The organism is Peterkaempfera bronchialis, from assembly GCF_003258605.2.
Lineage (GTDB): Bacteria > Actinomycetota > Actinomycetes > Streptomycetales > Streptomycetaceae > Peterkaempfera > Peterkaempfera bronchialis.
The window spans coordinates 2,927,066-2,939,089 of record NZ_CP031264.1 but is presented as its reverse complement, the minus strand read 5'-3'; the positions used below and the strand labels follow the sequence as shown (position 1 = coordinate 2,939,089).

At 72.9% G+C, this 12,024-nt stretch carries 11 protein-coding genes and 1 riboswitch; of the genes, 8 read left to right on the top strand and 3 right to left on the bottom strand.

Features of this window, described 5'->3' with window-relative positions; genetic code table 11:
- The first annotated feature begins 36 nt into the window (after nucleotides 1-36).
- Nucleotides 37-177, top strand: a riboswitch (SAM riboswitch).
- Between the two features lie 15 nt (nucleotides 178-192).
- The 4 genes from thrC (at nucleotide 193) to groL (ending at nucleotide 4,574) form a co-directional block, all read left to right on the top strand.
- On the top strand, nucleotides 193-1,479 hold the full coding sequence (gene thrC, locus C7M71_RS12940) for a threonine synthase (protein ID WP_111493429.1): 1,287 nt from the start codon (nucleotides 193-195) through the stop codon (nucleotides 1,477-1,479).
- Complete coding sequence (locus C7M71_RS12935; RefSeq protein ID WP_111493431.1) at nucleotides 1,476-1,754, top strand: MoaD/ThiS family protein; 279 nt, start codon at nucleotides 1,476-1,478, stop codon at nucleotides 1,752-1,754. Before thrC ends, C7M71_RS12935 begins: the two co-directional genes overlap by 4 nt.
- A 596-nt stretch (nucleotides 1,755-2,350) precedes the next feature.
- The gene (locus C7M71_RS12930; RefSeq protein ID WP_009339379.1) at nucleotides 2,351-2,554 is read left to right on the top strand and encodes a cold-shock protein; all 204 of its coding nucleotides are present in this window, start codon (nucleotides 2,351-2,353) and stop codon (nucleotides 2,552-2,554) included.
- A gap of 397 nt (nucleotides 2,555-2,951) precedes the next feature.
- On the top strand, nucleotides 2,952-4,574 hold the full coding sequence (gene groL / locus C7M71_RS12925; RefSeq protein ID WP_111493433.1) for a chaperonin GroEL: 1,623 nt from the start codon (nucleotides 2,952-2,954) through the stop codon (nucleotides 4,572-4,574).
- Between the two features lie 83 nt (nucleotides 4,575-4,657).
- On the opposite strand, the gene murQ is transcribed toward groL, so the two are convergent.
- Complete coding sequence (gene murQ, locus C7M71_RS12920) at nucleotides 4,658-5,653, bottom strand: N-acetylmuramic acid 6-phosphate etherase (RefSeq protein WP_407675893.1); 996 nt, start codon at nucleotides 5,651-5,653, stop codon at nucleotides 4,658-4,660.
- A 100-nt stretch (nucleotides 5,654-5,753) separates the two neighbouring features.
- Between murQ and C7M71_RS12915 the strand changes: the two genes are divergently transcribed.
- Nucleotides 5,754-7,130 carry an NADP-dependent succinic semialdehyde dehydrogenase gene (locus tag C7M71_RS12915; RefSeq protein WP_111491062.1) on the top strand — a complete coding sequence of 459 codons (1,377 nt, stop codon included), beginning with the start codon at nucleotides 5,754-5,756 and terminating at the stop codon, nucleotides 7,128-7,130.
- Nucleotides 7,131-7,189: 59 nt separating this feature from the next.
- The gene (locus C7M71_RS12910) at nucleotides 7,190-7,573 is read left to right on the top strand and encodes a hypothetical protein (protein ID WP_111491061.1); all 384 of its coding nucleotides are present in this window, start codon (nucleotides 7,190-7,192) and stop codon (nucleotides 7,571-7,573) included.
- A 4-nt stretch (nucleotides 7,574-7,577) separates the two neighbouring features.
- Here the strand turns inward: C7M71_RS12910 and C7M71_RS12905 are convergent, their stop codons facing one another.
- Entirely contained in the window at nucleotides 7,578-8,255 is a 678-nt protein-coding gene (locus C7M71_RS12905; protein WP_229758695.1) for an HD domain-containing protein, read from the bottom strand.
- A 62-nt stretch (nucleotides 8,256-8,317) separates the two neighbouring features.
- On the opposite strand from C7M71_RS12905, the gene C7M71_RS12900 reads away from it, so the two are divergent.
- Nucleotides 8,318-9,010, top strand: coding sequence for a copper homeostasis protein CutC (locus C7M71_RS12900; RefSeq protein ID WP_111491060.1), 693 nt, complete (start codon nucleotides 8,318-8,320; stop codon nucleotides 9,008-9,010).
- A gap of 61 nt (nucleotides 9,011-9,071) precedes the next feature.
- Here the strand turns inward: C7M71_RS12900 and C7M71_RS12895 are convergent, their stop codons facing one another.
- Nucleotides 9,072-11,240, bottom strand: coding sequence for a HelD family protein (locus C7M71_RS12895; protein ID WP_229758694.1), 2,169 nt, complete (start codon nucleotides 11,238-11,240; stop codon nucleotides 9,072-9,074).
- A 376-nt stretch (nucleotides 11,241-11,616) separates the two neighbouring features.
- Here C7M71_RS12895 and C7M71_RS12890 point away from each other — a divergent pair, with 376 nt between their 5' ends.
- Nucleotides 11,617-11,811: a hypothetical protein gene (locus C7M71_RS12890; protein WP_162824232.1), complete on the top strand. Its 195-nt coding sequence runs from the start codon at nucleotides 11,617-11,619 to the stop codon at nucleotides 11,809-11,811.
- Nucleotides 11,812-12,024: the final 213 nt, after the last annotated feature.

Below are 12,024 nucleotides of genomic sequence, written 5' to 3'. Positions count from 1 at the left end.
TCGATTGCTGACAAATGCGTCCTCAGGACGCCATAGAGCTCATCCAGAGGGACAGAGGGAACGGCCCGACGAAGTCCCGGCAACCCTCCCACCGGCTTCGCCCGTCATCTGCGAGGCCCCGGTGGGCAAGGTGCCAATTCCGTCCTGCGGCGAGATGCGCCGCAGGGAAGATGAGGAGAGAGGCCCTCGCCCATGGCTGTGCAGACCGTCGCACCCGCTGCGGACACCCCCACCGTCGATCTCGGTCCCGCCGTCGCGCTCTCCTGTCGCGAATGCGGCGCCCGGTCCCCGCTCGGCCCCAGCTTCGCCTGTCCGGAGTGTTTCGGGCCGCTGGAGATCGCGTACGACCTCCCGAGCGGCGACCCCGAGGCCCTGCGCAAGCAGATCGAGGCCGGCCCCACCAACATCTGGCGGTACGCTCCGCTGCTGCCCGTCCCCGCGGATGTGGCCTCCCTCCCCGGCCTCAACCCGGGCTGGACCAAGCTGGTCCGGGCCGACAACCTGGCGGCCGAGCTGGGCGTCACCGGCGGCCTGCACATCAAGGACGACTCCGGCAACCCGACCCACTCCTTCAAGGACCGGGTCGTGGCCATCGCCGTCCAGGCCGCCCGCACCTTCGGCTTCACCACCCTCTCCTGCTCCTCCACCGGCAACCTGGCCGGTGCGGTCGGCGCTGCCGCCGCCCGGGCGGGCTTCCGCTCCTGCGTCTTCATCCCGCACGACCTGGAGGCCGGCAAGGTCGTCATGGCCGCCGTCTACGGCGGCGAGCTGGTGGCCATCGAGGGCAGCTACGACGACGTCAACCGCTTCTGCTCGGAGCTGATCGGCGACCCGGTCGGCGAGGGCTGGGGCTTTGTCAACGTCAACCTCCGCCCCTACTACGCCGAGGGCTCCAAGACCCTGGCGTACGAGATCTGCGAGCAGCTCGGCTGGCGGCTGCCGGACCAGATCGTGATCCCGGTGGCCTCCGGCTCCCAGCTCACCAAGATCGACAAGGGGCTGAAGGAGCTGATCGCCCTCGGCCTGGTCGAGGAGAAGCCGTACCGGATCTTCGCCGCCCAGGCCACCGGCTGCTCGCCGGTCGCCGCCGCCTACAAGGCCGGCCATGACGTGGTGCGCCCGGTGAAGCCGGACACCATCGCCAAGTCGCTGGCGATCGGCAACCCCGCCGACGGCCCGTACGTCCTGGACATCGCCCGCCGCACCGGCGGCGCCGTGGAGGACGTCTCGGACGCCGAGGTGGTCGACGCCATCAAGCTGCTCGCCCGGACCGAGGGCATCTTCGCCGAGACCGCCGGCGGCGTCACCGTCGGCGTGCTGCGCAAGCTGCTGGAGAAGGGCCTCCTCGACCCCGCCGCCGAGACCGTGGTGCTCAACACCGGCGACGGACTCAAGACCCTGGACGCGGTCGCCGGCACCGGCCCGACCGCGACCATCCGCCCCACCCTTGCTTCGTTCCGAGAGGCTGGCCTCGCATGAGCGTCAACGTCCGCATCCCCACCATCCTGCGCACCTACACCGGCGGCGCCGCCGAGGTGACCGCCGAGGGCACCACCCTCGCCGAGGTCATCGACCACCTGGAGGCCAACCACACCGGCATCCGGGCGCGGCTGCTGGACGACGCGGGCAAGCTGCGCCGCTTTGTGAACGTCTATGTCAACGACGACGATGTGCGGTTCGCCGAGGGGCTGGGGACCGCCACCCCGGACGGCATCGGGATCTCCATCATCCCGGCCGTCGCCGGCGGCTGCTGAACGTCGAATTCCGGCCGGGCGCCGGTCCGCGGTCAATCGATCGCGGACCGGCGCCCGGCCGCTTTTCGCGGGTCTGCGGTGGCCATGCGCTGCTTATGGGCGGAGAGGACCTGTGAGGATCGTGTGGCCCGGGCACGTCCATCCACCGGAAGCGCGATAGAGTGGGCTCCGGTCGGCGGTGGCTTGTTCCATGGCATACGACATGGACGGCCCCACCTGTTTCTGTACCGCCACCGTGCATTCCAAACCTCTCGACCTCTCCGCACGGCAGCACGTCCGCTCTTTGAGACGGGCGCCCGTCACGCACGCCCTGACTGCCGTGGCGCGTCACAATTCTGGGCGCGAATTGTCGCGCAGGTCCGCTATGTCCGGCCCGTATTGCCTTCCGCTGCGGGATTTGCCCCGGAACACCCGTTAGCGCACTTCCGGATTTCTCGTCCATTTGCTCTGTTGCACAGGGCATCGATGCGGATACATTCAGCCGCGGTCGACACGCTCACCCGCATGGGCTCTGCTTCGGGGGGGCCGAGGTGGGCGGTCGTCCCGGGTCCGCGGAGTGCGGGTCCGTGAAAGGGCCAGTACTAGGGGAGTTTGGAATGGCTCAGGGCACCGTCAAGTGGTTCAACGCGGAGAAGGGGTACGGCTTCATCGCGGTCGACGGTGGTGCGGACGTGTTCGTCCACTACAGCGCGATCCAGATGGACGGCTACCGCACCCTCGAGGAGGGCCAGCGGGTCGAGTTCGAGATCTCGCAGGGCCAGAAGGGCCCGCAGGCGGACATGGTCCGTCTCGCCGGCTGACCGCCGGCCGTCTCGTCTGCGACCACGGCCACCGACCGGAGAAGCGCCCGGACCGATGCGCCCGGCGGCTGTGACCGCCTCGGCGCCGAAGCGGACCCGGCCAGTGCTCCACACGGTCTTCGCGGGCCCGCACCCGAACACTCGGGTGCGGGCCCGCCGTCGTGTCCGCCCCCGAAACCCCGGCCATTGAGCTTGCACTCCTCGGGGGAGAGTGCTAACTATTGCGTTAGCACTCTGAGGTTGAGAGTGACAGCGGACCGGGTCGGTGAGGCTCCCGGGCGGTGGGGAAAGGACCCACGCGGCCAGGGGCCGTCCGTCGCGGGCGCCACGCGGTCCGGAGCATGCCATCCCTCCCCCAGCCTCTGGCCGGGGGGACCCCCATGGAGGACCATCCCACATGGCCAAGATCATCGCGTTCGACGAGGAAGCGCGCCGCGGCCTCGAGCGCGGGATGAACCAGCTCGCCGACGCCGTCAAGGTCACGCTGGGCCCCAAGGGCCGCAACGTCGTCCTTGAGAAGAAGTGGGGCGCCCCCACGATCACCAATGACGGCGTCTCCATCGCCAAGGAGATCGAGCTCGAGGACCCGTACGAGAAGATCGGCGCGGAGCTCGTCAAGGAGGTCGCCAAGAAGACCGACGACGTCGCGGGTGACGGCACCACCACCGCCACCGTGCTCGCCCAGGCTCTCGTCCGCGAGGGTCTGCGCAACGTCGCCGCCGGCGCCAACCCGATGGCCCTCAAGCGCGGCATCGAGGCGGCTGTCGAGGCCGTCTCCGCCCAGCTGCTTGAGCAGGCCAAGGACGTGGAGACCCGCGAGCAGATCGCCTCCACCGCCTCCATCTCCGCCGCTGACCCGCAGATCGGCGAGCTCATCGCCGAGGCGATGGACAAGGTCGGCAAGGAAGGCGTCATCACCGTCGAGGAGAGCAACACCTTCGGTCTGGAGCTTGAGCTCACCGAGGGCATGCGCTTCGACAAGGGCTACATCTCGGCCTACTTCGCGACTGACCTGGAGCGGATGGAGGCGTCGTTCGACGACCCGTACATCCTGATCGCCAACTCCAAGATCAGCTCCGTCAAGGACCTGCTGCCGATCCTCGAGAAGGTCATGCAGAGCGGCAAGCCGCTGCTGATCATCGCCGAGGACGTCGAGGGCGAGGCCCTGTCGACCCTGGTGGTCAACAAGATCCGCGGCACCTTCAAGTCCGTCGCCGTCAAGGCCCCGGGCTTCGGCGACCGCCGCAAGGCCATGCTGGGTGACATCGCCATCCTCACCGGCGGCCAGGTCATCTCCGAGGAGGTCGGCCTCAAGCTGGAGAACGCCGGCGTCGACCTGCTGGGCCGCGCCCGCAAGGTCGTCATCACCAAGGACGAGACCACCATCGTCGACGGTGCCGGTGACGCCGACCAGATCCAGGGCCGCGTCAACCAGATCCGCGCCGAGATCGAGAACTCCGACTCGGACTACGACCGCGAGAAGCTCCAGGAGCGCCTCGCCAAGCTGGCCGGCGGCGTCGCCGTCATCAAGGCCGGCGCGGCCACCGAGGTGGAGCTCAAGGAGCGCAAGCACCGCATCGAGGACGCGGTGCGCAACGCCAAGGCCGCCGTCGAGGAGGGCATTGTCGCCGGTGGCGGCGTCGCCCTGCTGCAGGCCGGCGTGGCGTTCGAGAAGCTGGAGCTGGACGGCGACGAGGCCACCGGTGCCAACATCGTCAAGGTCGCGCTGGAGGCCCCGATCAAGCAGATCGCGGCCAACGCCGGGCTTGAGGGCGGCGTCGTGGTGGAGAAGGTGCGCAACCTTCCCGCCGGCCACGGCCTGAACGCGGCCACCGGCGAGTACGTCGACCTGGTCGCCTCGGGCATCATCGACCCGGCCAAGGTCACCCGCTCCGCCCTCCAGAACGCGGCCTCCATCGCCGCGCTCTTCCTCACCACCGAGGCCGTCATCGCCGACAAGCCGGAGAAGGCCGCTGCCCCGGCCGGCGGCGGCATGCCGGGCGGTGACATGGACTTCTGATCCGGTCTTCGGATCAGGCCAGTCCTGGAACAGACCGAAGGGCGGCTCCCCGACACGGGGGAGCCGCCCTTCGGTGTGCCCGGCTAAGGGCGGGGAGGGCGACCCTGCCTGCTCCGGGCCAGCGCCTCGCGCAGCCGGCCCCGCGACTCGGTGAGGAGGCGGGCGGCGGTCTCCGGGTCGAGGTCGGCGAGCAGGCAGAGGATGGCGGGCTTCACCTCGCCGCCGGTGGCGGCCAGGGCGGCCGACACCTCCTCGTCGGAGCAGCCGGTGGCCTGGGCGACCAGGCGGTGGGCGCGGGCGCGGAGTTTGGCGTTGGTGGGGCGGAGGTCCACCATCAGGTTCCCGTAGGTCTTGCCGAGGCGGACCATGGTGAGCGTCGAGACCATGTTGAGCACCAGCTTCTGCGCCGTGCCCGCCTTCAGCCGGGTGGACCCCGCGATCAGTTCCGGGCCGGTCGCCACCTCGATGGCGTACGCGGCGGCGGCTGCCAGCTCCGAGCCCGGGTTGCAGGCCAGGCCCACGGTGAGCGCCCCCAGCACGCGGGCGTGCCGGACGGCCGCGACCGCATAGGGGGTGCGGCCGGAGGCGGAGACGCCGATCACCGTGTCATCCGGGCCGATCCGCAGCGCGTCCAGGTCGGCCACCGCCGCCTCGGTGTCGTCCTCGGCCCCCTCCACCGCTGCGGTGGCCGCCGTACGGCCGCCCGCCAGCACCGCCACCACCTGGCCGGGGCCGGTGCCGAAGGTCGGCGGGCACTCGGCGGCGTCCAGCGCCCCCAGCCGCCCCGCCGTGCCCGCGCCGGCGTACACCAGCCGCCCGCCGCGCGCCATCCGCTCGGCCACGGCGTCCACCGCGGCGGCGATCCGTGGGAGGGCGGCGGCCACGGCGGCCGGTACGGAGGCGTCCTCGGCGTTCATCAGCCGGGCGAGCTCGGCGGTGGGGAGCAGGTCGAGGTCGGCCAGGTCGGGGCGGACCGCCTCGGTGGCCAGGGTCTCCAGCCGGGCGCGCAGGCCATCGGGGGTGGGGGGCGGGCCGGAGGGAAGGCCGGAGGGAGGGTCGGGGGGAGGGTCGGTGGGCACCTGGCGACCGTACAACGGTGACGCTTCACCTCGCATGGACCGGGCAGGAGGCCCACGCGGTGAGTGACCGCACGCCGATCCCCGAGGAGGAGAGACCGCCATGGCCATCGCATCGGTGAACCCCGCCACGGGGGAGACGCTCAAGACCTTCGAGCCGATGGGCGACGCGGAGGTCAGGGCCAGGATCGGCCGGGCGCATGACGCCTTCCTCGCGCACCGGCGGACCTCCTTCGCCGAGCGGGCCGAGCGGATGCGCAGGGCTGCCGACCTGCTGGACGCCGAGCGGGACGAGATCGCCCGCACCATGACCGCCGAGATGGGCAAGCCGCTGGTGCAGTCCCGCGCGGAGGCCGCCAAGTGCGCCACCACCATGCGCTACTACGCCGAGCACGCGGAGCTGTTCCTGGCGCCGGAGCTGCTGCCGGACCCCTCCGTGGTCAAGGCGTCCAAGGCGATGGTCCGCTGGCAGCCGCTGGGCGTGGTGCTGGCCGTGATGCCGTGGAACTTCCCGCTCTGGCAGGTGGTCCGGTTTGCCGCACCGGCGCTGATGGCGGGCAACACCGGGCTGCTCAAGCACTCCTCCAACGTCCCGCAGACCGCCCTCTACCTGGAGGACCTCTTCGGTCGGGCCGGCTTCCCCGAGGGGTGCTTCCAGACCCTGCTGATCGGCTCCGCCGAGGTGGAGGCGGTGCTGCGCGACCCCCGGGTGGCCGCCGCGACCCTCACCGGCAGCGAACCGGCCGGCCGCTCGGTGGCCGCCGTCGCCGGTGACGAGATCAAGAAGACCGTGCTGGAACTCGGCGGCAGCGACCCCTATCTGGTGATGCCCTCCGCCGACCTGGACGCGGCCGTCGCCACCGCCGTCACCGGCCGCACCCAGAACAACGGCCAGTCCTGCATCGCCGCCAAGCGCTTCCTGGTGCACCGGGACGTCTACGACGCCTTCGCGGAGCGCTTCACCGAGCGGATGCGGGCGCTGAAGGTCGGCGACCCGATGGACGAGTCCACCGACATCGGCCCGCTCGCCACCGAGCAGGGCCGCGCCGAGGTGGAGGAGCTGGTGGCAGACGCCGTGGCGTCCGGCGCCACCGTGCTCTGCGGCGGCGGGCGTCCGGACGGGCCGGGCTGGTTCTACCCGCCGACCGTGCTCGCCGACCTCACCACGGAGATGCGTATCGCCCAGGAGGAGGTCTTCGGTCCGGTCGCCTCCCTCTACCGGGTCGCCTCCGCCGAGGAGGCCGTCGAGGTCGCCAACGCCACCTCCTTCGGCCTCGGCTCGGCCGCCTGGACCCGCGACCCGGCCGAGCAGGAGCTGTTCACGGCGGAGCTGGAGGCCGGGGCGGTCTTCGTCAACGGCCTGGTCGCCTCCTCTCCGCAGCTGCCGTTCGGCGGGGTCAAGCGCTCCGGGTACGGGCGGGAGCTGGCCGCGCTGGGCATCCGGGAGTTCTGCAACGCCAAGACCGTCTGGATCGGCTGACCGGCCCGTAGGGGCCCGTAGGAGCGGGGGCCGCGCTGCGGGCAGGGGACAATGGGCGCATGTCCTCCGAGCACAGCCAGCCCGCCGACTCCGCGCTGGAGGCGGCGCTGCACAGCGCACGCGCCCGCATCCTCGCTGACCTGACCGCCCGCGACGTCTGCGACGCCGCCGTGGTCTCCCTGGTGGAGGACGCGGTGGCGCACCGCCGCTGGTGGGTCGAGCAGTGGCCGGACGGCATCGCCTATCTGCTGGGCCTGGTCGCCCAGGACGTCCAGGACGCCCTGCTGGAGGCGTACGGCCGCTGGCCGCTCTGCACCGTGCACGCCGCCGAGGGCGACCCGCACGCCCTCTCCGTGGAGCCCGAACTGGGGCCCGACCCGCACTGGGTCTGCGGCAAGGAGGGCGCGGTGGTGGCCTCGGTCGGCGAGCTGGGCGGGGTCTGACGCCTCAGCTCCGGAGCAGTTCCAGCTCGGTGGCCAGGTTGCGGCGGGCGCGGTCCTCGTAGCGGGCGTGGGCGGTGGCGGTGCGGTAGAGGGCGGGCAGCGCCAGCAGACGGCGCAGCACCGCCGCGCGGCCGGAGCGGAAGACGTCCTCCGGCAGAAAGCCGTACTCCTCCCGGACCGCCGCCGCATAGGCCGCGTACGCCTCCGGGGAGCCGCCCAGGACAGCCAGGTCGGCGTCGCACAGCACCTCGCCGTCGCGGTCGCCGGGGGCCGGGTCATGGGTGGCGGTCAGCCGTACCAGACGGGCGGTCCCGGCGATCCGGGCGGGCGTCAGCCCGGCCTCGGCGAGCGCCCGTTCGGCCAGGGCGGCGCTGCGCTCCTCGTTCTCCGAGCGGTCCGGCCGGTAGACGGCGTCGTGGAACCAGGCCGCCAGCCGTACCGTGTCCGCGTCGTCGGCGTGCCCGGCCAGGGTGTCGACCGCGTCCAGTACGGCGGCCAGATGCGCCGTGGTGTGGTACCGCCGCTGCGGCTCGGCCCAGCGGCGCAGCAGTTCCTCGCCGTAGGGGGCGGGGTCCCCGGTGGCGCCGCAGCGGGCCAGCAGGTCGTTCCAGCGGTCCAGCAGGTCGGTGCCCCGGTCGGTGTGCGGGTCGGCGGAGGGATCGCGGTGCGGGTCGGTGGTCATGGCTCCCATGGTGGGGCGACCGGGCTCGCGGCGGGAGGGGTGGGTATGGCAGGCTGTCCCACATGTCTAGACCAATCTTCGAGGTGATCGCCACGTCCGCCGAGGACGCCGTGGCCGCGGTGTCCGGCGGCGCTGACCGCCTTGAGCTGGTCACCGAGATGCACGCCGACGGGCTGACGGTGCCGGTGGAGGTGTTCCGCCGCATCCGCGAGGCCGTGCAGGTGCCGCTGAGGGTGATGCTGAGGCTCCAGGACGGCTTCGCACCGGGGGACCTGGACCGGCTGAGATCGCGGGCCCGGCTGCTCCGCGCCGAGGGCGCCGAGGAGTTTGTGCTGGGCTTCCTCACCCCCTCGGGGGAGGTCGACCTGGACGCGGTACGGGCGGTACTGGACGCGGTGCCCGGCTGCCGCTGGACCTTCCACCGGGCGCTGGACCACGCCGCCGACCGGCACGCCGCCCGCGCGGCCGTGGCCGGACTGCCCGGGCTGGACACCTTCCTCACCGCCGGATCGGCCGCCGGAGTGGAGTCCGGGCTGGAGGTGCTGGCCGCCGAGGCCGGGACCACCGGCGGCCAGCAACTGCTGGTGGGCGGCGGCCTGCGCGCCGAACACGTCCCCGGCCTGCGCGCAGTGGGCCTGGACGCCTTCCACGTCGGCGGCGCCGTACGCGTCGCGGGGTGGGAGTCACCGGTCGACGCGCACCGGGTCCGGATCTGGCGCGACCTCATCGACGCACCCGTCCCCGCCACCGTCTGAACCACGGCGGGAGCGCTCCCGGCCCGGCCCGGCGGACGGCGGTCCGCCGGGCCGGGGCGGATCACCCCAGCTGCGCGGGCAGCGGCTGGGAGTGCACCATCGTCAGACCGGAGACGGCACGGGTGAGCAGCACATAGAGCCGCCGCAGCCCGGTGCGCTCGTCGGGCTCGCCGGCCACCACGGCGGCGGGCTCGTCCAGCACCACCTGGTCGTACTCCAGGCCCTTGGCCAGCGAGGCGGGCACCAGGGTCAGCCGGGCCCCGGCGCTGGTCTCGTCGCCCGGGTCCAGAAACGGCATCCCGGCCGACCGCAGCGCCGCCGCCAGGGACGGGATGCGGGCGTCGGCCGCGATCAGGCCGATGGAACCCTCCCGCTCCAGGGCGTCCCGGCAGGCCGTCACCACGGCGGCGTCCAGCGCCGGATGGCCGGCCGGACCGGCCAGCCCGGCGGCCCGGTCCAGCGCGGCCAGATCCCGTACGGCGCTGTCCTCCGGCAGCTCCGGGAGCGGCACCCGGCGCACCTCCAACGCGCCCGCCGCCTCACGCACCGACGACGCCGGGGCCAGCCCCGGGGCGATCGACGGCAGCAGCCTGGAGGCATAGGTGATCACCTCGCCCGGCACCCGGAAGGACCGGGTCAGCTCGTCCACCACGGCCTCCGGCTTGCCCAGATGGCGCAGCGCCTCCGCCCAGGAGGCCGTCGCCCACGGCGTGGTGCCCTGCGCGATGTCGCCCAGCACCGTCACCGAGCCGGTGGTGCAGCGGCGCCCCACCGCCCGGTACTGCATGGGGGAGAGGTCCTGCGCCTCGTCCAGCACCACATGCCCCAGCGACGGGGTGCGCTGCACCAGGTCGGCGGCCTCGTCGACCAGGACCGCGTCGGCCGCCGTCCACGGTGCGGACTTCACCGAGCGGACCGGACCGGGCCAGCGCACCGCCCGCTGCTCCTCCTCGCTGAGCACGCCGTCCGCGCACTCCGCCAGGAACTCCGCGTCGCCGAGCAGCCGGTACACCAGCTTCACCGGGTCCACCGGCGGCCACAGCTCCTTCACCGCCGCCTTGACCGGCTGCGCGCGGGCCACCGCGTCCTGCACCCGGTCGTCGGGCGCCTCGCCGCCGTTCTCCATCTTCACCAGCACCGCGTGCGCGATCCGCTGCGGCAGCGCCTCCCGGGCCGCGCCGTACCGGATGTCGCGGGAGAGCAGCTCCTCCACGATCTCCTGGAGCTCGTACGCCGGGATGCGCCACCGCCGCGAGCCGCGCACCACCACGCACGGCTCGGTGGGCATCCGTACGCCGGAGCGCACCGCGCGCCGCAGCACCTCGGCCATCCGCGCATCGCCCTTCAGCCGGGCGGACTCGGCCGGGTCGGCGGCCCGCACCGGGACATGGGCGACCAGGTCCTCCACGGTCGCCTGGGCCACGTCCACCTCGCCGAGGGCGGGCAGCACCTGCTCGATATAGCGCAGGAACGACCGGTTGGGCCCGAGGACCAGGGTGCCGGTGCGGGCCAGGCGGTCGCGGTGCGCGTACAGCAGATAGGCCACCCGGTGCAGGCCGACCGCCGTCTTCCCGGTGCCGGGGGCGCCCTGCACACAGACGCTGCCGGTGACGCCGGCGCGGACGATCTCGTCCTGCTCCGGCTGGATGGTGGCGACGATGTCCCGCATCGGGCCGACGCGCGGCTTCTCGATCTCGGCGGCCAGCAGCGCGCTGGCGGTGTCCGCCTCGGCGGGGTCGGTGAGGTGCTCGTCCTCGTACGCGGTCAGCTCGCCGCCGGTGTAGCCGAAGCGGCGGCGGCGCTCCACGCCCATCGGATCGGTGCGGCCCGCCCGGTAGAACGCCTGGGAGACGGGGGCCCGCCAGTCGATCACCAGCGGGTCGCCGTCGGCGTCGTGGACGTGTCTGCGGCCGATGTAGAAGCGCTCGCCCGCCGCGCCCTCGGCCTGCTCGCCGCCGACCGGGTGCCGGTAGTCGAGGCGGCCGAAGAAGAGCGGGGTGTGGGCCAGGTCGGCGAGTGCGGTGACGCGGTTCTCGATCTGCTTGCGGAGTACCTCGGCGGAGACCCAGGTACCGGCGACATCGGTGAGGTCCAGCGACTCGACGTCCTCCCGCATCGCGCGCAGCGCGGCGCGGGAGGAGCGTAGATGGGCCCGTTCGCGCTCCAGTGGGTCGTCGGAGGGTGCGCCGGACGGTGGCGCGGCAGAGGTGGTGTGGGCGTGCGAGGGCACGGCGAAGCCTTCCCGGCTGCGGCGGACCCGGGGGTCCGGGAAGGGAGCGGCCCGGTGCCGCAGCGGACTCGTTACGGAACACTGTGAAGGACGCCGACCGGTTACCGACCGGGCGGCTTCCTCCCACGGCTGCCCGTCGAGCGGGCACCACGGTTCGGGAGGCGGCAGGCGGGCCATGGTAGACGCTTTGCGTCGGCCGCGCTAACGGATTTCGCCGTGCGGGTGACACCGGAACCCTGAGTGGGCGGGCGCCGGTCTCAGGGTCGGGGCCAGCACGGAGGAGGATCGGCGTACGCCTGGAGGACGACCGCCCGGCCCGCCGAAGCGGCCCTCCGGCCGATGCCGCGGCTGAGCGGCGGAACCTACCGTGGACGACATGAGCACCGCACACCTCACCTCGCACCCGAGGGCCGTCACGGTACCCCGGCAGGCATCTCGGCAGGCATCTCGGCAGGCACCCCCGCCGGTCCACGGCGGCAATCCACTGAAGTCCGCGCTGCGCAAGGCCGGCATCCTCGCCGGCACCGTGGCCCGGGTGACCCTCCTCGGCCGGGACGGCGTCGACCTCTGACCCGCCGACAGCTCCTGCGTGGCTGCGGGCACATGGGGTAGGCGCAGGGCGACGGAGCACGCGAAGCGCGTGAACGCCGGCTGCGAGGGGGTCCATCCGTGTCGATCGCCAAGGAAAGCGCGGGGCGCGGAGCGGGCCGGTGGCCCGCGCGGACGGTCGGCGCTTTAAGGGAACGGTTTCGCCGGGGTGGGCGGCCGGAGCCGGAGCCGGAGC

Excerpts from the sequence above, each read along its gene's own strand:
- C7M71_RS12890 (WP_162824232.1), top strand. The coding sequence starts at position 11,617 with ATGAGCACCGCACACCTCACCTCGCACCCGAGGGCCGTCACGGTACCC.
- C7M71_RS12910 (WP_111491061.1), top strand. The coding sequence starts at position 7,190 with ATGTCCTCCGAGCACAGCCAGCCCGCCGACTCCGCGCTGGAGGCGGCG.
- C7M71_RS12915 (WP_111491062.1), top strand. The coding sequence starts at position 5,754 with ATGGCCATCGCATCGGTGAACCCCGCCACGGGGGAGACGCTCAAGACC.
- C7M71_RS12900 (WP_111491060.1), top strand. The coding sequence starts at position 8,318 with ATGTCTAGACCAATCTTCGAGGTGATCGCCACGTCCGCCGAGGACGCC.
- groL (WP_111493433.1), top strand. The coding sequence starts at position 2,952 with ATGGCCAAGATCATCGCGTTCGACGAGGAAGCGCGCCGCGGCCTCGAG.
- C7M71_RS12905 (WP_229758695.1), bottom strand. The coding sequence starts at position 8,255 with ATGACCACCGACCCGCACCGCGATCCCTCCGCCGACCCGCACACCGAC.
- C7M71_RS12935 (WP_111493431.1), top strand. The coding sequence starts at position 1,476 with ATGAGCGTCAACGTCCGCATCCCCACCATCCTGCGCACCTACACCGGC.
- C7M71_RS12930 (WP_009339379.1), top strand. The coding sequence starts at position 2,351 with ATGGCTCAGGGCACCGTCAAGTGGTTCAACGCGGAGAAGGGGTACGGC.
- thrC (WP_111493429.1), top strand. The coding sequence starts at position 193 with ATGGCTGTGCAGACCGTCGCACCCGCTGCGGACACCCCCACCGTCGAT.